At 68.4% G+C, this 26,889-nt stretch carries 29 protein-coding genes and 1 pseudogene; 15 read left to right on the forward strand and 15 right to left on the reverse strand.

Features of this window, described 5'->3' with window-relative positions:
- Positions 1-50 precede the first annotated feature (50 nt).
- On the reverse strand, positions 51-1,226 hold the full coding sequence (locus ACFVT2_RS36690; protein WP_390025242.1) for an alkaline phosphatase family protein: 1,176 nt from the start codon (positions 1,224-1,226) through the stop codon (positions 51-53).
- 426 nt (positions 1,227-1,652) lie between these two features.
- Here ACFVT2_RS36690 and ACFVT2_RS36695 point away from each other — a divergent pair, with 426 nt between their 5' ends.
- The 6 genes from ACFVT2_RS36695 to ACFVT2_RS36720 all read left to right on the forward strand — a co-directional run bounded on the left by ACFVT2_RS36695 (position 1,653) and on the right by ACFVT2_RS36720 (position 7,436).
- Positions 1,653-3,719, forward strand: coding sequence for a phosphocholine-specific phospholipase C (locus tag ACFVT2_RS36695; protein ID WP_390025244.1), 2,067 nt, complete (start codon positions 1,653-1,655; stop codon positions 3,717-3,719).
- A 407-nt stretch (positions 3,720-4,126) separates the two neighbouring features.
- Positions 4,127-4,417 carry a helix-turn-helix transcriptional regulator gene (locus tag ACFVT2_RS36700; protein ID WP_390025246.1) on the forward strand — a complete coding sequence of 97 codons (291 nt, stop codon included), beginning with the start codon at positions 4,127-4,129 and terminating at the stop codon, positions 4,415-4,417.
- Positions 4,418-4,578: 161 nt separating this feature from the next.
- On the forward strand, positions 4,579-4,716 hold the full coding sequence (locus ACFVT2_RS36705) for a lasso RiPP family leader peptide-containing protein (RefSeq protein WP_390025248.1): 138 nt from the start codon (positions 4,579-4,581) through the stop codon (positions 4,714-4,716).
- 350 nt (positions 4,717-5,066) lie between these two features.
- Positions 5,067-6,764: an asparagine synthase-related protein gene (locus tag ACFVT2_RS36710; RefSeq protein WP_390025250.1), complete on the forward strand. Its 1,698-nt coding sequence runs from the start codon at positions 5,067-5,069 to the stop codon at positions 6,762-6,764.
- Positions 6,765-6,768: 4 nt separating this feature from the next.
- Positions 6,769-7,029, forward strand: coding sequence for a lasso peptide biosynthesis PqqD family chaperone (locus ACFVT2_RS36715; protein ID WP_390025252.1), 261 nt, complete (start codon positions 6,769-6,771; stop codon positions 7,027-7,029).
- Positions 7,026-7,436, forward strand: coding sequence for a lasso peptide biosynthesis B2 protein (locus ACFVT2_RS36720; RefSeq protein ID WP_390025254.1), 411 nt, complete (start codon positions 7,026-7,028; stop codon positions 7,434-7,436). The genes ACFVT2_RS36715 and ACFVT2_RS36720 overlap by 4 nt, the downstream gene beginning before the upstream one ends.
- Positions 7,437-7,523: 87 nt before the next feature.
- Here ACFVT2_RS36720 and ACFVT2_RS36725 read toward each other — a convergent pair whose 3' ends face one another.
- Positions 7,524-8,231 (reverse strand): SDR family NAD(P)-dependent oxidoreductase, encoded by a 708-nt coding sequence (locus ACFVT2_RS36725; RefSeq protein WP_390025256.1) that lies wholly within the window; start codon positions 8,229-8,231, stop codon positions 7,524-7,526.
- A gap of 101 nt (positions 8,232-8,332) precedes the next feature.
- Between ACFVT2_RS36725 and ACFVT2_RS36730 the strand changes: the two genes are divergently transcribed.
- On the forward strand, positions 8,333-9,163 hold the full coding sequence (locus tag ACFVT2_RS36730; RefSeq protein ID WP_390025258.1) for a helix-turn-helix transcriptional regulator: 831 nt from the start codon (positions 8,333-8,335) through the stop codon (positions 9,161-9,163).
- 455 nt (positions 9,164-9,618) lie between these two features.
- Here ACFVT2_RS36730 and ACFVT2_RS36735 read toward each other — a convergent pair whose 3' ends face one another.
- Positions 9,619-10,260 carry a DUF402 domain-containing protein gene (locus ACFVT2_RS36735; RefSeq protein WP_390025259.1) on the reverse strand — a complete coding sequence of 214 codons (642 nt, stop codon included), beginning with the start codon at positions 10,258-10,260 and terminating at the stop codon, positions 9,619-9,621.
- A gap of 371 nt (positions 10,261-10,631) precedes the next feature.
- Between ACFVT2_RS36735 and ACFVT2_RS36740 the strand changes: the two genes are divergently transcribed.
- Positions 10,632-11,993, forward strand: a complete 1,362-nt coding sequence (locus tag ACFVT2_RS36740; protein ID WP_390025260.1) for a CoA transferase — start codon at positions 10,632-10,634, stop codon at positions 11,991-11,993.
- On the opposite strand, the gene ACFVT2_RS36745 is transcribed toward ACFVT2_RS36740, so the two are convergent.
- The 3 genes and pseudogenes from ACFVT2_RS36745 to ACFVT2_RS36755 form a co-directional block, all read right to left on the reverse strand.
- Entirely contained in the window at positions 11,929-13,323 is a 1,395-nt protein-coding gene (locus tag ACFVT2_RS36745) for a 2,3-diphosphoglycerate synthetase (protein WP_390025261.1), read from the reverse strand. The genes ACFVT2_RS36740 and ACFVT2_RS36745 overlap by 65 nt on opposite strands.
- 864 nt (positions 13,324-14,187) lie before the next feature.
- A pseudogene (locus ACFVT2_RS36750) lies at positions 14,188-14,397 on the reverse strand (ATP-binding protein); the annotation flags it as partial.
- 42 nt (positions 14,398-14,439) lie between these two features.
- Complete coding sequence (locus ACFVT2_RS36755) at positions 14,440-15,039, reverse strand: TetR/AcrR family transcriptional regulator (protein ID WP_390025263.1); 600 nt, start codon at positions 15,037-15,039, stop codon at positions 14,440-14,442.
- Between the two features lie 97 nt (positions 15,040-15,136).
- Between ACFVT2_RS36755 and ACFVT2_RS36760 the strand changes: the two genes are divergently transcribed.
- On the forward strand, positions 15,137-16,627 hold the full coding sequence (locus tag ACFVT2_RS36760) for a carboxylesterase/lipase family protein (RefSeq protein ID WP_390025265.1): 1,491 nt from the start codon (positions 15,137-15,139) through the stop codon (positions 16,625-16,627).
- A 247-nt stretch (positions 16,628-16,874) separates the two neighbouring features.
- On the opposite strand, the gene ACFVT2_RS36765 is transcribed toward ACFVT2_RS36760, so the two are convergent.
- The 4 genes from ACFVT2_RS36765 to ACFVT2_RS36780 form a co-directional block, all read right to left on the reverse strand.
- Positions 16,875-17,408: a DUF6262 family protein gene (locus tag ACFVT2_RS36765; protein ID WP_390025267.1), complete on the reverse strand. Its 534-nt coding sequence runs from the start codon at positions 17,406-17,408 to the stop codon at positions 16,875-16,877.
- Between the two features lie 100 nt (positions 17,409-17,508).
- Positions 17,509-17,706: a hypothetical protein gene (locus tag ACFVT2_RS36770; protein ID WP_390025269.1), complete on the reverse strand. Its 198-nt coding sequence runs from the start codon at positions 17,704-17,706 to the stop codon at positions 17,509-17,511.
- 87 nt (positions 17,707-17,793) lie between these two features.
- Positions 17,794-18,654: a nucleotidyltransferase domain-containing protein gene (locus ACFVT2_RS36775; protein WP_390025271.1), complete on the reverse strand. Its 861-nt coding sequence runs from the start codon at positions 18,652-18,654 to the stop codon at positions 17,794-17,796.
- A 102-nt stretch (positions 18,655-18,756) separates the two neighbouring features.
- On the reverse strand, positions 18,757-20,016 hold the full coding sequence (locus ACFVT2_RS36780) for a helix-turn-helix domain-containing protein (protein ID WP_390025273.1): 1,260 nt from the start codon (positions 20,014-20,016) through the stop codon (positions 18,757-18,759).
- Between the two features lie 437 nt (positions 20,017-20,453).
- Between ACFVT2_RS36780 and ACFVT2_RS36785 the strand changes: the two genes are divergently transcribed.
- The gene (locus ACFVT2_RS36785; protein WP_390025275.1) at positions 20,454-20,786 is read left to right on the forward strand and encodes a hypothetical protein; all 333 of its coding nucleotides are present in this window, start codon (positions 20,454-20,456) and stop codon (positions 20,784-20,786) included.
- Positions 20,787-20,835: 49 nt separating this feature from the next.
- On the forward strand, positions 20,836-21,330 hold the full coding sequence (mauJ, locus tag ACFVT2_RS36790) for a methylamine utilization protein MauJ (protein ID WP_390025277.1): 495 nt from the start codon (positions 20,836-20,838) through the stop codon (positions 21,328-21,330).
- Positions 21,331-21,346: 16 nt separating this feature from the next.
- Here mauJ and ACFVT2_RS36795 read toward each other — a convergent pair whose 3' ends face one another.
- The 3 genes from ACFVT2_RS36795 to ACFVT2_RS36805 form a co-directional block, all read right to left on the reverse strand.
- Positions 21,347-21,469, reverse strand: coding sequence for a hypothetical protein (locus tag ACFVT2_RS36795; RefSeq protein ID WP_390025279.1), 123 nt, complete (start codon positions 21,467-21,469; stop codon positions 21,347-21,349).
- A 181-nt stretch (positions 21,470-21,650) separates the two neighbouring features.
- Positions 21,651-22,346 (reverse strand): hypothetical protein, encoded by a 696-nt coding sequence (locus tag ACFVT2_RS36800; RefSeq protein ID WP_390025280.1) that lies wholly within the window; start codon positions 22,344-22,346, stop codon positions 21,651-21,653.
- 448 nt (positions 22,347-22,794) lie between these two features.
- Positions 22,795-23,604 (reverse strand): hypothetical protein, encoded by an 810-nt coding sequence (locus ACFVT2_RS36805; RefSeq protein WP_390025282.1) that lies wholly within the window; start codon positions 23,602-23,604, stop codon positions 22,795-22,797.
- A 532-nt stretch (positions 23,605-24,136) separates the two neighbouring features.
- Here ACFVT2_RS36805 and ACFVT2_RS36810 point away from each other — a divergent pair.
- Positions 24,137-24,397 carry a hypothetical protein gene (locus tag ACFVT2_RS36810; RefSeq protein ID WP_390025283.1) on the forward strand — a complete coding sequence of 87 codons (261 nt, stop codon included), beginning with the start codon at positions 24,137-24,139 and terminating at the stop codon, positions 24,395-24,397.
- A 67-nt stretch (positions 24,398-24,464) separates the two neighbouring features.
- Here the strand turns inward: ACFVT2_RS36810 and ACFVT2_RS36815 are convergent, their stop codons facing one another.
- Entirely contained in the window at positions 24,465-24,671 is a 207-nt protein-coding gene (locus tag ACFVT2_RS36815; protein WP_390025285.1) for a hypothetical protein, read from the reverse strand.
- Between the two features lie 150 nt (positions 24,672-24,821).
- Here ACFVT2_RS36815 and ACFVT2_RS36820 point away from each other — a divergent pair, with 150 nt between their 5' ends.
- Positions 24,822-25,259 carry a hypothetical protein gene (locus ACFVT2_RS36820; RefSeq protein ID WP_390025287.1) on the forward strand — a complete coding sequence of 146 codons (438 nt, stop codon included), beginning with the start codon at positions 24,822-24,824 and terminating at the stop codon, positions 25,257-25,259.
- Positions 25,260-25,473: 214 nt separating this feature from the next.
- On the opposite strand, the gene ACFVT2_RS36825 is transcribed toward ACFVT2_RS36820, so the two are convergent.
- On the reverse strand, positions 25,474-25,863 hold the full coding sequence (locus tag ACFVT2_RS36825; protein WP_390025288.1) for a hypothetical protein: 390 nt from the start codon (positions 25,861-25,863) through the stop codon (positions 25,474-25,476).
- On the opposite strand from ACFVT2_RS36825, the gene ACFVT2_RS36830 reads away from it, so the two are divergent.
- Together ACFVT2_RS36830 and ACFVT2_RS36835 are read left to right on the forward strand one after the other, a co-directional pair.
- The gene (locus ACFVT2_RS36830) at positions 25,862-26,161 is read left to right on the forward strand and encodes a hypothetical protein (protein ID WP_390025290.1); all 300 of its coding nucleotides are present in this window, start codon (positions 25,862-25,864) and stop codon (positions 26,159-26,161) included. The genes ACFVT2_RS36825 and ACFVT2_RS36830 overlap by 2 nt on opposite strands.
- A gap of 225 nt (positions 26,162-26,386) precedes the next feature.
- Entirely contained in the window at positions 26,387-26,791 is a 405-nt protein-coding gene (locus ACFVT2_RS36835; protein WP_390025292.1) for a hypothetical protein, read from the forward strand.
- The last annotated feature ends 98 nt before the right edge of the window (positions 26,792-26,889 follow it).

Below are 26,889 nucleotides of genomic sequence, written 5' to 3' on the forward strand. Positions count from 1 at the left end.
GCGAGGTTGTCGCCGCGGACGCCGCCGCATAGGTGCTGCGAGTCGGTCGCTTACCCGGCGAACAGGTCGCGCAGTGAGCCGGACGTGCGGGGTGAGCAGGTGTTGGCCAGGCAGCCGAGGTGCCACATGTGCTCGATCGTGGCGAGCACGGTGTAGTGGTCGGAGAGGGCGGTGGACTCCTTGTGCGGACCGCCGTGGGAGTTGATCACGATCAGCGGCGCGTCACCGCCGCCGAGCACGGCATTGTTGGCACCCACCGGGCTGCCGGGGCCACCGGAGTTGCCGGAGTAGTCGTTCTCGTCCCAGTCGATGATGATGCTGGAGTTGGTGGACTTCCACGTTGGCGAGTTCATGATCTTGGTGACGGTTTCGCGGAGGTACTCGTCGCCGAGCTTGATCGCCCCGTGGTCAAGACCGGAGCTGGGGTAGCCGCAGGCGGGAAGGCCGATCTTCGCAGCCGCGTCCGGGGCTATCCCGTGCATGTCATGGCACTGGTCGGGGCTGATCCAGGTGTAGTTGGGGACGTTACCCGAGGCCAGGTCGGCGTCGAAGTTCTTCTCGAAGGGTACGACCTTCTTCAGCCGCGGGTTGCCGGCCGAGTTCACATCCGAGAAGTACATGAAGGGGTTGTGCTTCTGCGCGTACAGCTTCACCGTGGTGCCGCCCACGTTCCCCGGCGCGAACTCGCCCTCGTAGCCCGCCTGCGGCATGGACTGCATGTATGCCTTCCAGGACAGCCCCTTCGCCTCCAGCTGGTCGACCAGATTGCGGCCGGAGAACATGTGCGGCGTCTTGCTCGCGCCGGCCACCTGAGCGGGCGTCAGCAAGGCGGTGTCGGTCCCGTCACCGGAGTTCGGGACGAACTCCTCCGGGGGACAGGTCACCGTGGCGCCAGCCTTGCAGTCGTCCCAGATGCCCTGGAAGGACCCGGAGATGGCGGACAGGTAGTTGGGCATGCTGGGGTGGGTGACCCCGTGGAAGTTGGCCGCCGTGTTGTGCTTGGCGGCGAGCTGGTTGATGTACGGCGCGTCGGCGGTGTTTCCGATGATCTGGGACGTGCCGTGGTTTTCCATCATGATGTGGAAGATGTGCTCCGGCACACCCGCACCTTGCTGCGGCTGCGCGGGCGACGCGGCGGCGACCCCCATGAAGGCGCCGCTTCCCACCACCGCTGCCGCCACGGCACCCGCCGAGGTCTTCTTCCAGCCAAGGGTCATTCTGCGCATGCTCCACGCTCCAGTCGACGAGGGTTGTCGGCAGGCAGGCTGACAGCACACGCCGAACGGATTGAGGCGTCGGGTGAACACAGGCCAAAGCCTGCACGAACAATCATCGAAGCCGATGGCGCAGCGTCGAGCGTATGCACCCCGTGACCAGGCCGTAGCGCCGTGCCACCCGGCCGATCCGCCTCTTGCACACGCTGGGAGTCGTCGATCAGGCTCCCTCGACGGCCAACTGCACACCCTCAACCGGCCGTTCGCCCACCCGCGTCCTGACCTGCGGGGCGAGGCGGCAGCGGCCTGCTGCGGCCGACTGGTGTTAACCAAGGGTTCCCACCGCATTCACCCCGCGACCGCGGCGCGTTCCGGGTCGACTGGAGAGACTCGCCGAGCCCGTGTTCCGCTTCGCCATCGCCAGGAGACATACCTGTCATGAGTGGCATCAACCGTCGTAAATTCATGCAACTCACCGGCGGCGCAGCCGCCGTGTCCATGCTGTCGACCAGCATCGCCCGAGCCGCGGAGATCCCGGCCAACCGGGCGACGGGCACCCTGCGGGACGTGGAGCACATCGTCGTCCTGATGCAGGAGAACCGTTCCTTCGATCACTACTTCGGCACGCTGCGCGGCGTGCGCGGGTTCGGTGACCCGCGGCCGGTCACCCTGCCGAGCGGCAAGCCGGTCTGGTACCAGTCGAACGGCACCAAGGACGTGCTGCCGTTCCACCCGCAGGCGGACAACCTCGGTCTGACGTTCCTCAAGGACCTCGCCCACGACTGGAACAGCGGCCACCAGGCGTTCAACCAGGGCAAATACGACCAGTGGGTGCCGGCCAAGACCGACACGACGATGGCCTACCTCACCCGGGGCGACATCCCGTTCCACTACGCGCTGGCGGATGCCTTCACCATCTGCGACGCCTACCACTGCTCGCTGATCGGCCCCACGGACCCGAACCGCTACTACATGTGGACCGGGTACGTCGGCAACGACGGCAAGGGCGGCGGCCCGGTCATCAGCAACGCCGAGGCGGGCTACTCCTGGACGACCTACCCGGAGCGCCTGGAGCAGGCCGGGGTCTCCTGGAAGATCTACCAGGACGCCGGCACCGGTCTCGACGCGGCCGGTTCCTGGGGCTGGACCGATGACGCCTACATCGGCAACTACGGTGACAACTCGCTGCTGTACTTCGACAACTACCGCAACGCCAAGCCCGGCGACCCCCTGTACGACAAGGCGCGTACCGGCACCAACGCCAAGAGCGGCCAGGGCTACTTCGACATCCTCAAGGCCGACGTGAAGGCCGGGAAGCTGCCGCAGGTCTCCTGGATCGCGGCGCCCGAGGCGTTCTCCGAGCACCCCAACTTCCCGGTGAACTACGGCGCCTGGTACATCTCGCAGGTGCTGGACGCGCTGACCGCGGACCCCGCGGTGTGGAGCAAGACGGTGCTGCTCATCACGTACGACGAGAACGACGGGTTCTTCGACCACGTCGTTCCGCCGTTCCCGCCCGCCTCCCGGGCGCAGGGGTTGTCGACCGCAGACACCACGACGGAGCATTTCAGCCCGCAGGGTTCCGACAAGGACATGGCGGGTCCGTACGGTCTGGGGCAGCGGGTGCCGCTGTTCGCGGTGTCGCCGTGGAGCAAGGGCGGCTTCGTCTGCTCGCAGGTCTTCGACCACACCTCGATCGTCCAGTTCATCGAGCGGCGCTTCGGTGTGCACGAGCCCAACATCTCCCCCTGGCGCCGTGCGGTCTGCGGTGACCTCACCACGGCGTTCGACTTCTCGCGTACGGACACCGCGGTGCCCTCGCTCCCGAACACCAGCGGCTACGTCCCGCCGGACCACAACCGGCACCCGGACTACGTCCCCACACCTCCGGCCGATCCCAAGCTGCCCAAGCAGGAGCGCGGGCTGCGCCTGGCCCGTCCGATCCCGTACGACCTGACCGCCGACAGCCACGTGAGCGGGGCGGACGGCAGCGTGCGGGTCGACCTCGCCAGCCATGGAAAGGCGGGAGTGACGTTCTACGTGACGTCCGCGACTCACCCGGACGGACCGTGGACGTACACCACCGAGGCGGGACGGCAGCTGTCCGAGAGCTGGCGCGGCTGGTCGCAGCAGGGCGGCTACGACCTCACCGTGCACGGTCCCAACGGGTTCACGCGCCAGTTCAAGGGCAAGGCAGGCGCCGCGGGCCCCGAGGTGAGCGCTCGCAACGACGGGGCGAGTGGACAGCTCCGGCTGCTCCTGAGCAACGACGGCCACACTGCGGTCCGCCTCACCGTCACCGACGCCTACGGCAACCAGCAGCCCGCCACGTACCGGGTGCAGCCCGGGGCGAAGGTGGTGCACACCGCGGACCCCGGACGCAGCCACGGCTGGTACGACCTGTCGGTGGCCTGCGACCAGGACACCACGTTCCTGCGCCGCCTGACCGGTCATGTCGAGACCGGTAAGCCCAGCACGAGCGACCCGGCGATCGTCACCATCTGACGAGCCGCCCTCACATCCACCGCGTGTGCCGCCTGCCCCAGGGGAACGGGGCGGGCGGCGGGGGAGCGGTCGGCATGACAGGTGGATGGCGCCCGCGTCGGGATCGGCGTGGAAGCAAATCCCGGGGCGCATCAACTCGATCTCTCTGCGTCTGATTCCTGAAGAGGGCTTCGGTCTGGTCAGGGCACGCCGGGCATGGCGTCGCATCGCTGAAGGTGTCGCACCACACGGCCGGGTGGCGGGGCAGACAGCGCTACCAGGCCATCCGGCCGGCGCGGCGCATTCCCGGCGCCCGGCCGCGGTGGTCCTCCGCATCAAGTCGTCTAGGGACAATGCCAGTGACTTTGCGGCTGCCGAGGCCGCCGGAGGGTGGTGTTTCCGCAGGCGAGACGGTCGAACTGGCCCCTATGTCACTGGTATTGACCCTAAGCCGCCTGTTCCGCAACGAGCTGGGCATGAGCTTTCACCAATGGCGCACCCAGCTGCGTCTCCACCACGCCTTGGTCCTGCTTTCCGGCGGACACTCCGTCGCCGCCACCGCCCACGCCTGTGGGCGGTCCAACGCCAGCGCCTTCATCCAGGTCTTCACCTCAGCCATCGGCCAAACCCCCGGCCGCTACCAACACCACCTGCGCCACCGGGCCAAAGGCCGCCCGAATAGGCCTCGGAGCCACTGCGCCCCGACCAGCACCGCGTAACCGCCCGCGCGGCTGACTTTCGCTGTTCCTTCTGAGCATGGCTCGATCGACCCCTTGAGGTCCTTCCCGGCGGCCCACGAGGATGAGACGGGTATTCGATGCGTGCACCGATGGCTGTTGAAAGGTGCACTGTCCGCCTGTGCGATCTGGAGGCCCCCACGATGATCGAGACAGTGAACATCGAGCCCGCCGACGTGTACGAGACCCCGCTGCTGGTCGAAGTCGGAGACTTCGCCGACCTCACCCAGGGCAACGCCGGAGACAAGGTCGAGGAAGGCGCTAGCTGGTACCAGTGGTAATGACCCGGTGTACGGGTGCCGGTGCGTGGCCGCAATGCGCCGCGCGCCGGCACCTGCACGTTCCTGGTCGGCAGCCCTCGCGGGACAACCGCCAGCGGGTGGAGCGCGGGGTCCGGCCGGCCGGGCCGGAGCCCGTTCGCGGTGTGGGTCAGGAGAGCCAGGTAGCGGGCCGGCGCGAGGTGTTGGGGGTGGGCTGCTGAGTGCCTGACATGGCGGCGTGCTGGTTCGTGGCACTCCCGGATCGGGAGACGGGGCAGGGGCTTGCGGCCCGGTTGCGAGCGGGGGCCGTCGATGTGGTGGGCCATCCGTCGGGCCGACCGTGGCTGGTGGGCTCCTGGCCACCCTGGCAGATGGTGCTGGCTTCGGAGGCCAGCCGGACGCTGGCGGTGCTGGGAACCTCGTCAACGACGCCGGTGGACCTGTCGGCCCGTCTGAAGAGGGTCCGTACGGTGGCGGACGTCGAATCCGCGCTGCACGGGGTGTACGGCAGTTTCCATGTGGCCGCGTCCGTGGACGGCTACATGTACGTGCGCGGGAGCGCCTTCGGGTCCCGGCGCCTGTACCGGGCGACGGTCGAGGGAGCGATGGTATGCGCGGACCGGGCCCGCACGCTGGCCCACCTCACCGGCGCCGACCTTGATCCGGCCCGGGTCGCCGCCCGCCTTGCCGCGCCCTACCTGCCGCACCCGTTGGCCGATGCCCCGATGTGGACCGGGGTGGAAGCCGTCGAGCCCGGCCACGCTCTCCGCGTCGCTCCCGATGGACGTGCGGACACGCCTACGTGGTGGCGGCCACCGCCCGCGCACCTGCCCATCGCGGATGCCGCACGCCTGTTGCGCGAGGCCCTGCAAGCCGCCACGGCCCTGCGCGTGCGTCCGGGCCAAGTGCTGGCCGCAGATCTGTCCGGCGGCATGGATTCCACCTCGCTGTGTTTCCTGGCTGCCGAAGCCGGCGCCCATCTGGTCACCTCGACCCAGCACTGGAACAGCCCCGGCAACCAAGACCACCGGTACGCCCGCCTTGCCGCCGACCACCTGCCCCGTGTCGAACCCCTGGTCTTCACCTCCGCCGACCTGCCCGCGTGCTTCACCGGTCTCGACGAACGCCGCCAGCCCCTGGAAGAGCCCTCGGGGCTCCTGCGCAACCGAGCACGGCACTCCCACACGGCCGCCGCGCTACGCGCCCGGGGGGCAAAGCTGCGCCTGTCGGGGCACGGCGGCGACCACGCCGTCGTGCCCCCTGACGCCTGCCTCCATGGCCTGTGGCGCCGTAGTCCCCGTACTGCCGCGCGGGTCATGAACGGGTTGAAAGCGCGCGGCCGTTGGGGCCTGCCGGCCGCCGCGCGAATGCTGCTGGGCGCCGGCTCCTACCCGACCTGGCTCACCGGCGCCGCGGCACGACTGCGCGATGGCGCCAAAGCAATCCGGGGCCCCGCCCTGTGGGGAGCCCGGCCGGCCCTGCCGCCCTGGGCAAGCGACCAAGCCGTGGACCTGGTCGCCGCGGTCCTGCGCCGCGCAGCCGAACACACCGAGCCGCTGGACCCCGACCCCGGGCGGCACGCCTGGATCCACCAGATGCGTGAGGCCGGACGCGGCGCCGCCCTCCTCCACGAGGCATCCACCACATACGGACTGCCGACGGACAGCCCCTTCTGCGACGACGCCGTCCTGACCGCCTGTCTGACCGTCCGCCCTCACGAAGCGGGCCACCCCTGGGCCTACAAACCCCTGCTGGCCGCCGCGTTGGAAGGCCTGGTGCCCGAACGCATCCTGCACCGCACCACCAAGGACCACTGCGGCCCCGACTGGTACGCCGGCTTGCGTACTCACCGCCGCCACCTTTCCGACATCGCCGACACAGCACACCTCGCCGCCGCCGACCTCGCCGACCAGGAACTCCTACGCCGTGCCCTGATCAGCCCCGGCCTGAACATCGGCAGCGCCCCGGAACTGGAGAACACCTTGGGCGTCGAGGCATGGCTGCGCGACCTGGCCTCCCACCCCGCCCCCGCCCACCTCGTCCCCCGCCACCACCCACACGAGGAGTAGCCCGTTGACACGGCTGCGCACTGACGTCGCCTGCTGTCCCACCGACGACGGCATGGTCCTGCTCGACGAACGCAACGGCCGCTACTGGCAACTCAACGCCACCGGCGCCACTGTCCTCCAGGCACTCCTCGACGGCGCCGGCCCCCAGCAGATCGCCGACCGACTCGCCGCCACCCGCCCCGTCCCCCGCGAACGCGCCGCAGCCGACGTCACCGCCCTGCTCGACCACCTCACCCACTGCGGACTGGTGGTCGACGCCCCGTGAGCCAGATCCTCGACACCAACCACAACCGTCCCCCGCTCGGCCGCCGCGCTGCCGCCCACACCGCCGTCGCCGCCGCTCGGCTACTGGCCCACCTACCACCCAAGCGTCTGCAGACCCTCCTGCGGGCCGCGCGCCGCGGAGCACAGCCCGCTGACCATGCCACGGCCCTGCGGGCTCGGCAGGACGTCACGGCCGTCAGCGTCCTGTGCTCCGGGCACTACTGCCTCCAACGCTCCCTTGCCACAGCCCTGTTCTGCCGACTCGGCGGCACCTGGCCAACCTGGTGCACCGGCGTGCGCACCCCGCCCTTCGCCGCTCACGCCTGGGTCGAAGCCGACGGACGACGCGTAGGCGAACCCCCGGACACCGCCACCTACCACACCCTGCTCGCCGTCCCACCACGCTGACACCCCCCGTGGGCTGATGAGGCTCCCTGCATCTGAATGTCCCCGCCCACGCTTGCGCAGTACCTTGTGCCTCATGGTGCACTGCGTCTACCAAGGGAGGGGGCCTGCCGCGTCGAAGTAACCGCCAGTGGGGCCGTCGGGGCTCACCTGTGCCATGCGGACGATGATTTCGGCGCCCTGCTCGACGGTCTGCACACCGGTGTTGCCGTTCAGGTCGGTCTTGGTGAAGCCGGGCTCCACTGCGTTGATCCGCATGGCCGGGAACGCCTTCGCGTACTGCACGGTGACCATGTTGATTGCGGTCTTCGAGGCCGGGTAGGCGACGCCCGGGTAGGCGTGCGCCGGAGTGCTCGCGTCAGCGACGCGGGTCAGGGACGCCAGGCCGCTGCTGACGTTGACGATGACCGCGGCGGACGAGCGCCGCAGCAGTGGGAGAAACACGTGGGTGACCCGCACCGTGCCGAAGACGTTCGCCTCGAACACCTGGTGCATGTGATCGGCTGTCACGTCAGCGGCGCCGATCACGTTGTTGCCGGCGTCCCGGGTCTCGATGCCCGCATTGTTGATCAGTACGTCCAGGCCGCCGTCGGCCTCGATGGTCCGAGCTGCGACCTGGACGGACGCGTCGTCGGTGACGTCGAGCTGCACGGTCCGCGTGCCCAGTCGTTCGGCGGCCCGGCGGCCGCGCTCCAGGTCGCGGCTGCCGATGTAGACGGTGTGGCCTTCGGCGATGAGGCGGCGGGCGGTCTCGAAACCGAGGCCCTTGTTGGCTCCGGTGATCAGTGTCGTCGTCATGTCTCCAGGCTGTGGCGATCCGTCGGGAGCAGCCAGGAGTCCTCTCTTCCTGGGACTGTCAGTACCAGGAAGACCGTGTGCGGCTGGTGCACAGTGGTGGCATGGCGAGCACGGAGTTCGGACGCACGGTACGGCGCTGGCGCGACCGGGTCTCCCCGGCGGCCGCAGGACTGCCTGTGGGTGGTCATCGGCGCGCGGCCGGGCTGCGCCGTGAGGAGCTGGCCCTGCTGGCGGGGATCTCGGTCGATTACGTGACTCGCCTGGAGCAGGGTCGGGCGAACAACCCGTCGGAGCAAGTCGTCGAGGCTCTCGGGCGGGCTCTGCGCCTGTCCGCAGCCGAGCGGGAGCATTTGTTCCATGTCGCCGGGCTCGTACCGCCGGGGCAGGGCACGGTGCCCGCGTACATCACGCCGAGCGTGCACCGGATGCTGGACAGGCTGACCGGGACGCCCGTCGCGGTCTCGGACGCTTCGTGGACGCTGCTGCTGGCCAACCCCCTGTACACGGCGCTGATGGGCGAGCGGCACGGGCGGGAGCGCAACGGCGCCTGGCGCGCCTTCCTCGGCTCAGGCGACCGCATCCGCCACACGCCACGGTCCCGACTCGCGTTGGAGAGCGCAGTCGTCGCCGACCTGCGCGCGGCAGCACGCCGGTACCCGGCGGACCAGCCGCTGCGGCACCTGATCGCAGAACTACGCGCGAACAGCGACCGATTCGCTGAACTGTGGAACTCCGGAGCCGTGGGCCGGCACGAAGTGTCCCGCAAGATCATCGACCACCCCCAGGTGGGTGCCGTGATGCTGGATTGCGACGTGCTCAGCGTCGCGGGCAGCGACCTGCGCATCATGATCTACACGGCCGAGCCCGGCAGCCAGGATGCCGAACGCCTCGAACTGCTCACCGTCATCGGCACCCAAACCCTCGTCGAATAGCAGCCCTCCCACGGACCCCTGGCGCACCGGTTAGCGCTCCCAGTACTTCGCCACCGGTGTGCGTAGGCGACTCGGTAGTCGAGCCCTTCGCCGCCAACGCGGAACCGGCCACGTGCGGGTAGGCGGCTCCCGTCAGATGCGGATCCCGCTGTGAGCCCCCGCTACGTCGGCCGCCACACCGGCGCGCCACTGGCCGACCCCGACAGGCCGCAGGCTTCGCCACGCCCTGGGCGTCAGTCTCGGCCAGGTGGCATCGACCGGGGTAAGGCTGAGAAGGTCGCCCTGTGGACGGCCCTCGCCCTGTGCCTCGCGGTATCCATCGCCGTTCTCGGCGGTCTCGTGCGAGGTTTCTACGAGATGGGCCACCCGCCAGGCGGCTGGTGTCAGGACAACTCAGCTTCCTGCGTACGTCCCTGACCACCAGTGCGGCGGGATGCCACCGCCACGGACTTTGGTCACCGGCCGTCGGGCAGGCGTGGGGTAGGCCAGTTCGGCTCCCATTGCCAGGACGCCCAGGAGGCAGCGTTGGCGAAAGGGCCCGAACGTTTCTCCAGCATCGCGAGGATTTGAGTGCGGGCGGCGTCGACGGCCTGGTGCTCGGTGTCGCTGATGATGCCGAGTCGCCTCGCGTGGGCGTACTCGTCTTCGTCCTTCCACTCCCACCGCCTCAAGTCTGGGGCGATGACTAGATCCACAGCGAGATCGAAGGTGTCGAACCCGTCGGCAGTACGGGTCGTGGGGTGCTCGAAGTTCACGTACCAGTTGCGCAGCCCGGCGCTGGTGTAGAAGGCGTTGATGCTGAACCACGCGCCCGGCGGCTTCCACATCCGCAGCTCGGTCTCATCCCATAGGCCATCCGCCAGGTCCCACTCCCCCGTCGCCATCGCCTCGAACGCCTCGGTGCGCGCTGCCCGGTCGCCGGCGGTGCGGGCCTTGGCGTACAGGTCGGGCCAGCGGGTCTCCGCGCCCGGCGCGCAGGCGGTCACCAGGGCCTGGTCGGTGTCGGCGAGGACGCGCAGTGCGTGTTCGCTCCACACGCGGCCTGTGCGGTGCACGTCCCGCCGCACGACCGTCTGTCCAACCTCGAAGGTGTGCACCAGGCATCCTCCTTGCCTACCGGGATATACCCAGCAGGGCGGCATACCAGCGCGGGCCGGCCCTGGTATGCCGCCGCGGGAGTTTGCCCAGGCCATCTTCAGCTTGCCTCACTCGGTGCTGCGCTGCCTCATTCCGGTGACCGGATAACCCGGAGGGCAGCGGCACGGTCCAAGATTTGTCGGGCACCGGATCGATACGACGGGGGATATTTCCGCGGCGTCGCCTGGTCTCATATGGCCGTGGATATCAGTGATGCGGTGAACTGATATTGGACGGTGGGCAATCGGATCGGCTGTTGTGGTGGAGGCCGCCCCAAGGGGGACGGCTACCGCGCCGGACGCGGACCGTCGTCCTCTGGGAGAGCCGAGACGTGACCGTCGAGCAGAAGCACAGCACCAGCAGCACCGCGCAGGGCTCCCTGGAGGGCCTGTACCGGGAGTTGGGGATCACGGCGAAGGACGCCGGCGGCGCGGTGAGGATCACTGGTGCCGATCCGGTGACGCCCTCGGTGCACCGGATCGGCGATGCCGCGGCGGCCGCGCTGGCCGCGCTCGGCACCGAGGTCGCGGCCCTCCACCAGGAACGCGGCGGCGCTGGGCAGGACGTCACGGTGTCCGTGGACGCGGCGGTGCGTCAGCTGATGGCGGTGTTCTTCACCCGGATGCGGGGCGTCCCGGTCGGGCAGCTGCTGGAGGACCCCAACCTCCTTGGCAACAGCGACTTCTACCGCGCCGCCGACGGCCGCTTCGTCTACGTCCTGCTCTCCTACCCGCACCTGCGGGACATCGCCTGCCAGGTCCTCGACTGCCCGCCCGACCGGGAGCGGATCTCTGCCGCCGTCGCCCAATGGGACGCGCTGCCCCTTGAAGAGGCGATCTGCGAGCGGGGCGGCACCGCCATCGCGGTACGGACCCGCGAGGAGTGGTGCAAGCACCCGCAGGGCCGTCTGCTGGCGGATGGGCCGCTGATCCGGATCGAGAAGCTCGGACAGAGTGTGCCGGAGCCGTTCCCGACCGCGGACGACGGCCTGCCGCTGGCCGGGGTGCGGGTGCTGGACAACACGCACGTGATCGCCGGGCCGATCGCCACGCGGATCACCGCCGAACTGGGCGCCGACGTGCTGCACCTGTCCGCGCCGAGCCGTCCGGACCCGGTCGGCATGATCGTCGAGACCGGTATCGGCAAACGCGCCGCCTTCTGCGATCTGATCGACCCGGTCCAGACCGCTGCCTTCTGGTCCACCCTGGTCGGCGCCGACCTGTACGTGAGCAACTACATGAACCTGGACACCAAGGGCTTCGGGTCCGAGAAGCTGGTCGAACACCGGCCCGGCCTCGTCGTCCTCGACTTCCACGGCTGGGGTTCAGAGGGGCCGTGGCTGCGGCGCGGCGGCTTCGACGGGAGGCACCCGCCGGCGCCCGGCAACGGCCCGATGCCGGCTGCCACCTACGCCCGTAGCCAGCGTTTTTGCCCAGGGCTCCGGCCGAGCGGCAGACGGCTTCTCGTCGGTCACCACCGAGCTGCTGTCCGAAAGTCGACAGCAGGTGTCCAGCATTTTGGGAGGCACCCGAGCGTCGCGGTGTTCGATGTTCACGAGAGGAGACAGCACCCGGATCGCGCCCAAGCTCGCACCAAGGGCCGACCGAGGACCCGATCCGAGCACCCTGTCACCGCACATTGGTGGCCGAAGCTCGACTCCTGCCGGCGCTACGGGCCTCATCCGCCAGTGTGAGGACGGCCTGATCGAAGCAAGGTTCACCGGGCAGCTGACTCACCTCGGTGTCACAGAACACAACCGGAATGCCGCGCCGCTCGGCATGTTCGGCGACAACGTCGATGGCGGCGGCCTTGAGTTCCACCAGATACACGTCCGCGTCCACCTCCTCGAGTTCGGCCTGCAGTCGGTTCCGGTTTGTAAGGGCACCCGTGGCGTGGACGACGCGGGCGCCGTACCTCGTCTGCAGGTGGTCGACCATCCCGGGGAGCACGTGTGGTGCGGCAGTGGTGAAAAACGCGACGCGACGCTCCGACACGTCCGAGACCGGGCGCGGGCGCAGTGCGGCGACGATCAGCGGCACGTCCCGGATCTGTCGGATGGCCCTGCGCATGTCCCGCACGTCGAGTTGCGGATCGGCCAGCGTGAGAACCACCAGGTCGGACACCAGGACGCGGTACGCGCCCAGATAGCCGAGCACTCGATCGGGCTCCTGGCTGCCCCCGACGACCAGGATCCGCCGGTCCACGTCCACCGGTGGCAGGACGGTCCCGCTGCCCTCGAACAGAACGAGATCCGGCGAGAGCTTCGCCGCCATCTCGGCCGCCGCCTCGACATTCGAGTCGAACGGAGCGGCCGCGAAGCCACCGCCGCAACGTCGTGCCCCCACCGTGGCCACTTTGGCGAGCACCGCGTCCTCGATGTGGTCGGACGCGGCGTGACGCCCGGAGCGGGACAGTGCCAGCAGGTCAGCGAGGCCCGGTGAGGCGGTCACCACCTCCGGGTCGGCGGGGCCGCCGCGGCCCATGGCGACGACCACGACGTTCCACCGCTCAGCCAACAATCGCGCGGTGTGCCCGCTCACGGCGGTCTTGCCGATCCGCTTGCCCGTGCCCGCGATGCCGATGGACGGGAGCGCGAACGGAGCCAGCCGTGGAGGCTCGAAGCAGAAGTCCGCTCCCATGTACGCGACCCCGCAAGCCATGGTGCGTACCGCATACGCCATCCGCTCCGGCCCGCCGACCACCGGTTCGTCCGACAGGTCGAGCACCAGCTCGGCCCCGCATGCGGACACGGCATCCGTGATGCTCCCGGTCAGGAGCGGCACGCCGAAGTCCGGTTTCTCCCGCAGCTTTTCGGTTCCGCCGACGAGCAGGGAACCCACCACCCGGCAAGGCAGCGTGCGCAGCGTTTCTCGGACCACTTCGGGATAGTGCTCCCCATCGACCAGGGCGAGCACCCGCTTTCCCATCAACAGTGAAGATAGTCCACCGATCATGTGACCTCCCAGGAACCAGCCGCGGTCAGGAATCGCCGAGTACGAGTCCCCGTCGACGTCGTGCTCCACGACCAGAGACGCTCAAAGTGGCGTGGCTGCCTCGGACGGCCGAGGACATCTACCCGAACGCGGCGTGTCACATACCTCGACCGGGGCAGCCGGACAGTGGTCAGCAGACTCGGAACTGCGCAGCGCATGGACAGAAAGCGTGCTGGACGATCCCCCTACCTGATCAGTGAAACGCAGGGACGCCGAGCGTCGCCGCTGTCCTAACTCGTGAGCATTTCGATTCCTCCGAGGACGTGGACTGCTGCCCAAACTGATGCAGAAGTGCTGCTCGTTCTCGTGGACAGAATCAGAGGGGCGAGGGCCATGCCTGGTAGCGGGCTATGTCTAGGTCATTGCGGTATTCCGCCATGACGGCGACGTCCTGGATGCGGAAGCGGCGCAGGATCAGGCGCGGGTCTCGATCTCGATCACCAGCGCAGTGTCACACGGCACGGTGGAACCCAGCTGCGCTTTGGGAGGGTTCCCTGGGCAGTCACCGTCGGCCGCGGGCTGGGACCAGCCTGCGGGCGCCGCCGGCTGCGCTGGGCTCTACGACATCATTCCGTCGCGATGCTCCACACATCGGGGCCGCCGCCGCGCCATTCGATCGCAGGGTCGTCGAGCTGAACTTCCTCCGGGTCCAGGCCGGCCCGGCGCAGGAACTCCAGCAAATCAGCGACTTTTCCTTGCACGATGAGGTCCGGGTCGCCTCTGACCTTGGCCCTTGCGTCGCGTATGTGTCCGGGACTGTAGGTTCCGTGTTTCGGTGTCCAACGGCTTCGCCGTGACCTGCGGGGTTTCGGCATTCCATGCTCGTGTCTCCGAACGCGTTCCGCAGGACCGTGTCCAATCCTCGCCGGGCCTGTTTCGCGTGGCGGGCGGGCCTCAACTCTTGACGGCCTCTGCGATCTGCAGGGCTGCCTGTGCGGGCGTGAGGTGGGTGGTGTCGATGACCTCGGCCTCACCGTGTAGCCATGTGCGGGCCGCCTCGGCATAGGGCTCAAGGTATTTGAGACGGAATGGGGAGTTGGGGCCAAGAACAGTGTCGCCCGCGATGCGCTCACGGAGGGTGTCCTGGTCGGCGTGGAGGACGTAGAGCTGATCTTGCCCCCACCTGCCCCCGTGTCCGGGGGCAGGTCACGTACTCCTGAACAGCCGGTCCAGATGCACGTCGATCGCGGCGAGCGCGTCCTGGGGCTCGATCACGTCGAGTTCGATCAGGGAGGTGAAGCCGGTGAGGGCGAGGAGCAGGTTGGTCTCGGTCGCCGGGTCACGGCCGGAGTCGATGTGCCCGTCGGCGATCGCCTGGCGGACCAACTGCTCGACGAGGGCCCGCCCTTGGACGAGGCCGCGGCGCGCCTGCTCGTGCACGGCCTCGTCGTGCAGCGCCTCCAGGACGTAGGCGGCGCTCATCCGGCTGGTCGCGCGGGCGTCGGCATGCAGGGGGAGCATTTCCGCGAGCGTCAGTCGCAGCACGTCACGGGGGTGCGGACGGTCACCGAGCTTTTCGAGCCCCTGGTCGACGCGCACCGAGGTCTGCTCGGACGCGAAGTCCATGGCGAAGGAGAGCATGGCGGTCCGGGAGGCGAAGTAGTGCTGCAGCTGCCCGAGTGACATGCCCGCCTCCTGCGCCACCACGCGCATCGTCAGCTGTGTGACGCCGCGCTGCTCCACCACCCGCCACAGTGCGCGGGCGATCGCTTCGCGGCGTCCGCGGTGATCCACCTGTTTCGGCATCGCCGGCCCCTCCCTTGTACCCCGGACCTGTTCCAATACGGTTGACATAATACACCTGACCCGTAATCCTGAGGTCCACTCGAAGGAAGGAATCGTCATGTCCGAACAGCCAAAGGTACGGACCACAGAAGGCGTGGTGCAGGGGCGTCGGCGGCAGGGGCACGCAGTGTTCCGCGGCATCCCCTATGCCCAGCCCCCGGTCGGAGCGCTCCGCTTCGCCGCGCCCGCGCCGCCGCACCGCTGGGAGGGGACGAGGCAGGCGGTCGAGTTCGGCCCCGTGGTGCCGCTGTCGCTGCCGATCGACGTGTCCCCGCAGGGCACCGACTGGCTGACGCTCAACGTCGGCACTCCGGATCCCGGCGCGGCGGGACTGCCGGTGCTGGTGTGGATCCCCGTGGGCGGCTACCTCTCGGCAGCGTCGAGCGACCCGATGTTCGACCCGGCAGCGCTGGCCGAGGCGGGAGTCGTCGTGGTGACCGTCAACTGCCGCGTGGGCGCGGAGGGTTTCGCGTTCCTCGACGACGCGCCGCCCAACCGCGGATTCCTCGACCAGATCGCGGCGCTGGAGTGGGTGCAGCGCAACATCGCCGCCTTCGGTGGCGACCCCGGCCGGGTCACCATGGCCGGGGTGTCCGCCGGGGCGGGCTCGGTCGCCGCCCTGCTGACGATGAAGTCCGCGCGCGGCCTGTTCCGGCGGGCCATCGCCCATTCGGTGCCGGGGCTGCACAGCACCCCCGCGCTGGCACGGCAGGTCACCGCCGCGTTCGCGGACCGGCTCGGCGCGGCGGCCCCCACCGCCGAGGCCCTGCGCGACATCGACCCATGGCACCTCGCCGCCGAGCTCACCTCCTTCAACGCCGGCCTCCACGCGCACCGGGAGAGCTGGGGACGCCTCACGGAGACCGGCACCGCGCTGTGCCCCGTCGTCGACGGCGAGGTCCTCCCGGAAACGCCCTGGCTCGCGCTGACCGGAGCGCGCGCGAGCGGGACCGAACTGCTCGTCGGCCACACCCGGGACGAATTCCGGTACTTCAGCGTCATGAGCGGACGGTACGGCACCTTCACCGAGGAGGACGCCCACGCGGCCCTGGAACTGCTCGCCCCGCAGCCGGACGGCGCGCGGGCCTACCGTGCCGCGTTCCCGCAGGCAGGCCCGGAGGAGCTGGTGGAGACGGTGTACTCCGACGCCCTCTTCCGCATGCCGTCACAGAAGCTGGCCGAGGCGAACGCCGCAGCCGGCGGCACCTCGTACCTGTTCGAACTGTGCTGGGCTGCCCCGGCCCTCGGCGGCATCCTGGGCGCCTGCCACAGCCTCGACGTTCCCCTGGCGTTCGGCACGCTGGACAGCCCCGTCGGCACCCAGCTCATCGGCGAGGAGCCCACTCCCGAGGCCGTCGCGCTCTCCCGCGAACTCCAGGAGGCATGGGTCCGCTTCGTCACCACCGGCGACGCGGGCTGGTCCGCCCACCGGCCCGGCGGGCACCTCACCCGCGTCCTGCACACCGAGTCGAAGACTCTGCCCTACCCCGAACAGACATCCCGCCAGATCTGGGAAGGCCACTCCCCCGCCCCCTTCGATCTCTCGTAATTGTCCGGGTCGGCTCCTACGACTGCGGCGCCGCCACTCACCTGCCATCGGGGACAGCGCGAATTGGCGTACAGCCAGGCAACACCCGGCCCGCTTGGCATCAGATCCCACCCGAGGGTGACGGACTACATCAAGAGCCGGGAGAGGGCCCAGGTCACGGATTGCCTGCGCCGTGGGTTCCGTTGAGCCATACGATCATGGAACCGACGCTACCGCCGTGCGGGCCAGCGAATCTCCGGTTTTGGTATCACTTCCCCGCGCGGTGACTTGAAGGCGAGCGGCTCTCTTTGAGCGTGGGCTTCAGTTTCTCCTCGGTCTCCTTCAGTAACTCACGCAACTGATCACGCTCGGCCTCGGTCTCCCGCAGCCGCGACATGGCCGCCTTGAGCTGGTCCCGCTCCGCGCGCAAGATTCTGAGCTCTGCCGTGGCCAGTTCCAGGTCGGCCGCCAGCGACTCGGCCGAGACGTCCGAGCCCGCCTCTGCCTCCCGTTGTGCAGCACCGCTCTGCTTCTTGATCGCTTCCTCGATGTGTTCGCGCAGTCCCTCGGCGTATACCAGCCAGTTCGAGACCCGCGCTGTGCGAGCGAGTGTGAGGAAGGTGATCTTCTCTCCCGTCGCGGCCATCTCGTTGAGGGTCTTGAGTACCCGAGCTCGTTTGACTTCGCTGTCACGGGCTCTGGCCTCACGCAGCACTTGACCGGGGGTCCGTTTGGCCGTGGTCCTGTGCGGCGACTTGGCTCGGCCCGCGGCCGAAGAGTTGACATCGATGCGCTTGGGCACGGGCTCCCCGACTCCTTCGCAGCGATCTGGTCGATGCTGTCGTGATGGCGCCCCGACTGCCTGGTGCCGGGCCTCGAAGGCGAGCCTGAGGTGCTCCGGGCTAGTGCCGAGTGCGGTGGCGGCGGCTGTTGGTGAGAATACTGCGTGCCACGTCAACGGCTTCGGGAAAGTCCGTCGTGGTGAATTCGTCGCCGTCCGGCCGATGCGAGGGCAGCAGACCGAACACCCACCGCATAGGCATAGCGCACTGCTGGCAGGGCATGTCGAACGCCAGCACGTCCACCCGCAGCGTACTCACCAGGCACCGCATCCTCGATCACCCTGGCATACTCCGATCCCCGCCCTGCAGGCGGGGATGCCGCTCCCCAGGCTGTGGGCGTTCTCGTCACAGGTGGGGCAGGGCGGAGCGGTCCTGGACGGTGATGTGGAGGGTGTGCAGGGGCTGGGTCCGTGTGGGGCGGACGACCTCGAACCAGTCGGTGCCCTCCTGCAGGTGGTGGGAGATGCTGCGGTAGTGGTTCCAGCCGAACCCGATGCCGGTCTGCCATGTGGTGTCGCTGTAGCGGCTGCCGATGACCGGATCGCCGTGGAGGTAGACGGAGTCGAGGAGCCGGCCGGTGGTTTCGAGATGGGCGAGAACGGCTGCTGCGGCGCGGCGCAGCGGGCTGGTGTCGGTCCAGCGGGTGAGTGCCTCGAGGGCTGCGGGGTGGGCGGGTTCGGCGTCGGGGAGCTGGAGTTGGCGGATGGTGGCGGCTTTGCGGTCGACCAGGTCGGTGAGGGTGATGCGGACCGGGCGCGGAACCCAGCGGTCGATCCCGTCGAAAGCTTCGATCATGTGGTCGCGTGGGGACCGGCCTGCCGCGGGGTCGGGGGTGATGGCGGCAAGCCGGGTGCGGGCGGCGTCGACGGATTCGCCCCGGGCCCACAGCGGGGTCAGTTCGAATCCTTCCGCTTCGAGGGTCTTGCGTTCGCCGAAGTGGATCTGCAGGCCGCGGCTGTTGCCCTTGAGAGCACGCTTCATCGAGGCGGAGGGGTCGCGGCCGTAGGACAGGGCGTTGAGGAATTCAGAGGTGAGACGGTCGTCCCTGCGGTGCTCCACGACCATGTCGACGTCCGAGGGGTTCAGTGCGCCGCGTGCGTAGGAGCCGAAGACGAGGATCTCGTCGACGAGGTCCAGCGGCCAGCCTCCCTCCTCCAGGCGGTCGAGCATGTCATTCAGGAGCGTGGTGGCGCGCTCGCGTTTCACGGAAGGCCTCCGCTGGTTGGTTCGGGTGCCGGTGCACCTGGGGCTGTGTTTCAGCCGGTCTACTGCGGGGCGCACGGCGAGGGGTGTAGGTGTGGTGGCGTCTTACAGGGTGGTCGGCAGTGAAGCCACCGGCTGGGAGATGGCCTGCGGGACGCAGGCGGGGGCGGTGCGGCCCGCCTGCGTGCAGGTCAGAGTGAGGAGTTGGAGGTAGCCGAGGGAGACCGGTCGTCCGGGGAGCTTGCCCGTTGCCTGTTCGAAGCGCTGGAGTGTGGCGGGCTTGATGCCCAAGTGGCCGGCGGCGCCGTGGAGGTCGAGTCCTGCGGCTTCGCGTGCTTCCCGGAGGGTTTCGGCATTGTCGTGCCAGACCTGCGGCGCGGTCTCGGCGGTGTCCTGGGCCACGGCTGCCCGGGCCGCGGCAAGGGCGGTGTGGATCCGGTCGGTACGGGGTCCGAGCAGGAACCGGGCGAGCCGGGCAGCGTCGGCCGCGTGGTCGACATCCTCGTTCCAGGGCTGAGAGGCCTCTTCGTACACACGGCCTCGGGCCCTGGCGCAGTCCTCGCGTTCGCCGGATTCGGCGCCGAGGGTGCGGTGGCGGTCGCTGGTGCAGGCCAGCGTGGTGTCCTTCGCGAGGTCCATGTCGCGGTCCTCGTCGTCGGTCTCGATCCTGTCGATGACGTCCCGGACCTGCTGGCGTTCCTGTGAGGAAAGGACGCTCGCGAGTGCTTCCGCGGCCGCCTGGGCTTCGGGCCGGCCGGCGGGCTCGAAGCTGCCGCCCCAGGCGTGGGATGCGTCTTCTCCCGCCGCCCTCTGGAAGGCCACGTCGATGGCTTCGAAGGTGTGCGGACTCCAGGCGTGCATCATCAGGATGATTTCCTGCACAGCGTGTTGGGCGGCCGGATCCGTCTCCGGCGCGGTGTCGCTGCTGTGGTGTCGTCGGGTTCCGCTCATCCAGTCGGTGAAGGTCCCCGGCAGGCGGGGGTCGGGCGGTTGTGCGTTCGCAAACCAGCGCGCCGCCCTCACGACGCAGGCGTGTGCGTGCTGGATGGCGGCGTACCAGCCGAACAGCGCCTCGCGGTAGTCATCGACGTGCCGGTCCTCGGCAAAGGTGCCGGTCTGCGTACGGCAGTGCTGTGGGCATTCAGCCGCACTCACCCGGTAGAGAGCGGCACGGGTCTCGGGGAACGTCAGCAGAGCGGCGTCCAGGTGCTCATATTTGGGGCCTCGGTTACGGCGCTTTTCGAGCCCGTGGTCAAGGAAGACCTGGAAGCGGGGTTCCTCACGCCAGTGAGCCGCGGCGCTGCGGACACGGACGTCGCTCTGCCACGCCCCGGTCGCGATGACCTCCCGCAGAGACGAAGCCACGTCACGACGCAGGCCCGCACCCCATGTGATGAGAACCGGCAGGCACTGGGGATCGTCCCCCAGCGCGGACATCACCAGATCGATGTCATCGTGACGGTGAAGATGACGCTGGAACACGAACGCCCCCTGAATGCAGCAGACCCCAACTGCCTCCGCACCATGGCATGGAGGCAGTTCCCCATCTTGCACGAGGGCTATGACATCCGGCCCGCACTCAGACAGATGAGGTCACCGAAGTGGCGCGTGGGCGCGGAAGCCTCAACCATCCCGTGGACTGCTCGTCCGCAGGTCACCACAGCACCCATACCGCCAAGGCGATATGCGCCGAACGCGGTCACCCTGGCGACCCGTTGTGGCGCGCTGGAGGACGATCCGCCTGGTGCCGCACAACCGTACTGAGGGGAAACCTGCCCACGCGGGCTGCCTATCCTTCCTGCATGGTGCAAGGAGGAATCAACTGGCCGAGTCTTGCCTACGGCGTCCGCATGTCGGGCATCGGCATCGAGGAGTTCGAGGCCGATGGTAAGTGGGGCATGCAAGAGCTCTCCGAGCTGGGTCTGCTCGTACCTCTTCCCCTCAACGCGGAGGGGTTCTACGACGCTTCCCTCACGGCGCCGTCGCTTGAGGACGTGCTCCTCGTCGCGGACTGCATCGCGTTCGACCACGACTCCCCCACGGTCGTCACCCCACTTCAGGAGCCGGCCACTGCACCCCTACGAACCAATCGGGCACGACCGTCCGTGGCTTCCCGCCAATCGCACTTACCGTGACACCCTGGACGCCGTCGCCCAGCAGGCCCATGAGATCCGGTACACCGACATGCTGCAGCTGCGGTACGGCACGTACAAGGATCCGCTGGCCCTGTTCAGCCGCCGGTTCACGGCTCGCACCGAACCGCTTGCCCTTTACGCCATGGCCATCAGGCACGTTGACCTGCTCGCCGAGTACATGGGGCTGTACCGCGTGCTGGAAGCGCCGCGGAGCAGCAACGGCATGGACTTCATCATCGACCACCTCGATTCCCTCGAGGAGTACGACTTCGGGAAGCTGCTGACCATTCCAGCATTTCTCCCGGAACACGCCGAGGAGCCCGTCGAGGTGTTCTCCGTGCTCAAAGAACGGGCACTTGGTCGTGTGGAGGCTCTCACAACAGCCGGCATCGATACCGCCAAGCACCTCTACGCCATCCGAAACGGCCTGGCACACGGCAAGAAAGATCTCATCCTCAACGACTTCGGCAACGCAGTCGATGCCGTGGCAGCCGACCTGCCCCTGCTGAAACTCCTGGCACGTATCGCTGTCGAACAGGGCTGACCGACCGTAGCTGGACTCAGCCGAGGTCCGTGGGACCGTCACCGTCCCAGCGAATCCGCATGCAGGTCTGTGCGAACCAGCCTTGCAGCAGGGCGAGTTCGCGCAGAGTCTGGCTGCTGCGGACAGCGTCGGTACTCACCCGGCTGCTCCGGCGCGATGGCTGGCAGCCCCCGTACTGGTGACCCACATGCACGACGCCGCGCAGAGCAGCACTCCGCCACGAAAGAGGCGCCTGCCCCTCCTTCGTGGCGGAGGAAGGGGCAGGCCCGACAGGGTCTGGCCCCCTGCCGGTCTGGTGTCAGCAGCCGGGAAAAGCGGAGTTAAAGACCTTGGAGCGGCTCGGCCTGCTGCCTCCACGCCTCCGGGGCGGCAGACATGGCGGTCCGGGCTGCTTCCAGGAACGCCTGGGTCTGCCGTTCCACCGGGCTGGGCCCCAACTCGCCCAGGTCTTTACTGTTGTTCCTGTCCATAAACGCCGAGATGCGTTCCGCTGCCTCCGTGCCTGCGCGACGACGATGTTCCTCCAGGGCTGCCGCAAATTCAGCGGGCTCCTCCCTGGTGTCGTGAACGAGTACCAGGGTGACGCCTTCTCCCTCCTGGCCCAGTGTCTGGACCCGCCATCCCAACTGCCGTGCCGCGCGGCGTAGGGCGGCACGGATCAGCGGTACTCCGCCCAGGGCCAAGGCATCTGCGGGGTGGAGATTGGCCTGCAGAGCACCTCCGTAGCCTCCGGCCCCAGCCGGGCTCGTAGCCCGCAGTACGGGTACCAAAGCCTCGGACAAGGCAATACACCGCGGGTCTGTGGTCAGCGAGGGCCGCTTGGCCGTTGGAAGGGGCGATACCGGGGTGGTCTTCGGCTCGGTCGGCGCGGCCTCGGGCTCGGTGGCGGTCGGCACGCCAAGGTGCCGGCGCAGAATGACCAGAGCCTGTTCCATGCCCTCTTGGTCGAGCCGGGGCGGAAGCAGTCCGGCCTCACTGCAGACGATCACATGAGCCAGGGCTTTTTGGTAGGGCATGGACTGCGCCTGGGCGAAAGCGCGAGCCAGGCGGGTGCGGTGCGTACGGCCGGCAGACATTGTGTTCCCCTCGGGCCTACGCATCGGACACATCCCACCGCAACGATGTCTCCGGCAGGCCGCTGGAAGCACAAAGAGCCAGAGCGGAGCCAAGGAAGATCACTGCGGTCCCGGCGGCGGCCGGGTTCACCCGAGGCGGTGGCCCTAAGGGGTGGTGTGCGCCCACAGGCGCAGGCTCCAGTATGCCACCCGGGGTCAACAGCGTTGGGGTTTGCGCTCTGGTCGCCGGTGCGGGACCGGAGAAGAGATCGTAGATGCCGACCTGTTCGCATCACGGATGCGCATTTGGCGAAGACGAGGGGATCCAGGTGATCGCCCGTTGGAGGCTCTCATGGGCTGAATCTGTAGCCATCGCGTTGCGGCGCCTGCGGGAACCGTTGTGGAAGCGTCAGCCCGGGCCGGGACTTGTCGGCGTCTGGATGCCGCTCTCTGTGGCAGTCATGTCCCCTGTCGAGTTGCTCTCTGCCGGGCCAGGTCGCTGGAAGGCTGCGCTGAGCGCGTGCAGTTCGGCACGACGAGCTCGGAGGAGCTCCTCGGGATGGCGCAGGGCAGTGTCCAGGAGCCAGACGCCCCGACGGAACGACTGGAAACCGATGCTCTGCCACAGGGCAGCAATCTTCTTCTTCGCATGCCGGCGGTAGGCCTCAGTGACCTGTTCACGGTCTTCGGGGTACTCGCCCATGGCTGGATAGACCGCGACCGCGCAGCAGCCCCCGGACAGGCGACGGATCGCTTCAGCCGCCAGGGCCGGGCCCAGTCCGAAACCCCTCCACTCCTTGTCGAGGCTGACGCGGTCGAGAAGCAGCAGGTCACCAACGGGGTGGGTGACCGCCTTCTCGAATGCGGCGCTGTAGCCGTCACGTCCGGACCGGCCAAGGACCGCAGAGGCTATGACCTCTAGATCACCGGACTCGGCGTCCGCCGCCTCCCACCGGTTGTCACCGGTGTAGTCACGCAGCCTCCACAGGATGAGGTGCCCGATCTCGGAGCCCGCGGCCGGAGCGTGACTGCCCCCGTCTTCTTCGTCCTCCCACTCCTCGTCGCCCGCCGTCCCGTAAGTGACCACGACGTGCCAGGGTTCGAGGGTGTCCTCGTAGTCGTACGACACTGCGGGATGTCCGTGGCCGTAGTGGAGGTGAAGACGGGCGGGATCGCCCGGCAGTTCACTGACCGGCCGTTTGGGCGTCGCTGATGTCATGACGGAAAGACTAGGAGCGGGTACTGACATCCCACTGGGAAACGGCACGAACGAGACCGCGGACGTGAGTCGGCCCCAATTGGGCTGAGCCCCTTCGCAATCCCGCCTCTCGCCCAGGATCGACCCGCGTCATCGATACGTCAGAGAACGGCTTCCTCGTCGCAAGCCGACACAGCTCGGCCAGCCCTGGCCAGCGCCCCGGAAGGCCGCCTGCTGGCCCTGCCGCCACCACCCAGACACGACCCGCCAACCCCCTGCCCAGCACAGACCAATCCACCTGAACCACGCAGCAAAAGAGAAATCCCGTGCCGATCACTACACTCCAAGACGATCACTGAATTTGCACCTCAGAGCCTCTCCAGCTTCCGAACCTCCACGGAAACCCCAGCCCAGAGACGAACCACACCACAGCAATAGATCCTGAAACGATCACTAGACCCCCAAGCCAGCACATCACTCATCTAGTGATCACTAACGGATTTGTCACAGGACCGTTCAAGAGCGCGGCCCGGAGGCGCTGCTGCGCTCCCGCATGGATTTTCTCCTGCTGCTGCCTCACGGACAGCGCGTCGTCCTGGAAATCGACGGGTCACAGCACTACACCCGCGACCGCGGTCGTACGCCGGATACATCCAAGTACGCGGGCATGGTCGCCGCTGACAGAGAGCTCAAGCTCAGGGCGTACGAGGTATTCCGCTTCGGCCACGACGAGCTCAGGCTTTTTGATGACGCCCAAGCCCTGCTACGGCAGTTCCTTCCGGACATGTTCCGCCACTTCAGGGTGAGCACCTGACGCCACCGGTGCTGGCGGAGGATCCTGCACAGGGCAAGCACCCCAGTCCGATACCCACGCGGGCTCCTCAGGCCAGAGCCAGCTGCTTGAGCGGCTGGCCACGGTCGGCCTGCGCCTTCAAAAAAGCGGCACGTCCAGCCCCCTCGTGAAGGCGGAGGCCGTCCCAGTACGCCTGGACCGCCACGGGCGTGAGACCCACCTCGGTCTCGTGGACACGCGCGGCCTCGTGGAGATTCTGCAGCAGGCCCACCAGCACGCAGACAGACCTGGCCACCCACCAGAATTCTCAATAGATCTGCGGGATTCTCATCCAGCATGCGGCACTGCAGGTCACAGCACTCCTAGGCGCGGAAGAAGCACACCAAGATATCTCTCAGCTACCTGCATCCTTGCAGTTCAAAGCGCTCTCTCCACCGCAACAAGAATGAGAACTCACAGCACCCTCGGCTCGTACAAGCCGCACTTTTGGACCGCACAGGCATGGCAGGACGTCCAGGGCGAGGCCGGGACGGCACTGCGGACGGCTCTGGACGACTTCCTGAAAGCTCTGATCTGGTGGGAGCCTGAGGTCGAGACCGATGCTGAGCACGTAGACGCCGGCGTCTTCCCTTCCACCGACGGCCTCTGGCGGCCGGGGCCGCTCATCGCCCGCGGACCCCAGACAGTGGCTGGTCTGCACCGTTGCTGGCGGGAGGCTGCCCCCGCCCTGCCGCAACTGCGCGAACCGTACGCACGCCACGCAGCATGCCCGGGTCGGTGGATCGCGGACTTCGAGGAGTTCACCGAGCTGTTGTCCGGCTGGGCTGAAGTGGTCGGAGAAGCCCAACGACGCCAATGGGGACTGATCGCACTCCCCATTTGAGGTCACGCAGCTCTGGCCGGTGGGTCTGTCTCCCGGGACCGTCTGCCTTGGATGACGCCGCCGCCCTGTCTTGCCGGACTGATCGGCGGCAGGTAGCTGTTGGATGCGGTCCGCGTAGTCTCGCGGGGTGCATTCTCATCTGAGCTTCGAGAACCCTCCCGCGCTGCCTCACGAGGTGGTGGTCGAGACGTTGGAACAGGCTCTGCGTGACCGCTCAGCAGAGGGTGCGGCGGCGGGAGTCCTGGTCGGGACCGCGTTGAACGGCGATGATGCGGAGTTCGTAGAGCACTGGTGCGTGCAGGTCGGGACGCGGGCTGTGCCGGGTAGTCCGCTGCTCGGGCTGGCGGGCCTGTACCTGGGACATACCGCTCGACGTTTCGGTCGTCTCAGCCATGGAGCCCTCGCACTGGCGCAGTCGCTGGCGGCGCGATCCGAAGCGGACCCGTCGGATGTGGACGGTCGGGCCCAGGACGGCTATGACGACGTCCGGAGCTTCCTGCACCTGGGGTGACGACGTCTGTTGCCGTTGCAGGTCAGGCTGTGCCCGAGCTGGTGGTGGTCGGTGCTCCAGGGCCGAAAGACCGGCCAGGCCGGTGTCGCGCATGATGCGATCGACCGTGTCCTGCAGAGCGCTGTCGGCTGCAATGACGCTCTCGATGCCGCCGGACAGAAGATCGAGCGGCCGGTACCACTCGCGCAGCTGGCCCTCGCCGAACTTGCTCGGTCAGGGACAGGCCCCGGCCGAAGCATTGTTGGCCGCCGACCGACTGCTGCGGGCGATGCTGGAGCGTCTGGTGGAAGCCGGACTGCTGAAGGCCGGGGGCCGTCAGCTCACCGATGCCACGCACGTGCTGGCGTTGTTCGTGCGCCAAGCCGTTTCGTGCGCGCGGCTGGCCCGTTGAAACGCCGACCAGCGCACCCCACTTGACCGGCAGCGAAGCCTTCCTCCCAAAGCTCCATTGAGGGGTGTGCAGGCCGTCGTGCGGCACATGTCGAGTAGCGTTCGGGTCCCGGGGTGCGTGACCTGGGCGGCCATCAGCCGTTGGAGTGATCGCGCCCGGCATTACGTGCCGGGGCCACCAACCGTCTGGGCCTGCGGCAAGGAGTCCGCTCCGAGTCTCGACACCGTGCGGCGCGGTGTGCACTGCGCGTTCTGCGCGGGCAACGGCAAGGTCACCGCCGCCGAGGCCGCTGCCGACATGCGGGCCGCCGATGCCGAGCCGCCCGTGGACTACATCGGGATCGCCAAGCCGTGGAAGAGTCGCTGCCTCAAGTGCCAGAGCGTGATTCATCCACAACTGCACAGCGTGCGCGGTAGGGTTGGGGCCTGCAAGTACTGCGCCTACTTCGGGCTCGCCTCGGACGCTCCGACCATGGTGCATGTCCTGCACCACCCCGCCCGCGCGGTGGTCAAGGTCGGCATCACCGGGATCCGGGTCTCCGCCACGTCTTACGACCGTGTCGCCGCTTCGCCTGGCACGGCTGGACCCTCATGGACCGCGCGGACTTCGTCACCGGAACCGCCGCCATGATCGTGGAGCAGACCGTGCTGCGCCAGATCCACGCCCGGGGACTGACCGCCTTCGTCACGCCCGACGACAGCGGGCATACGGAGACCTTCGACGCCTCC

The organism is Streptomyces sp. NPDC058000, assembly GCF_042886435.1.
Taxonomy (GTDB): domain Bacteria; phylum Actinomycetota; class Actinomycetes; order Streptomycetales; family Streptomycetaceae; genus Streptomyces.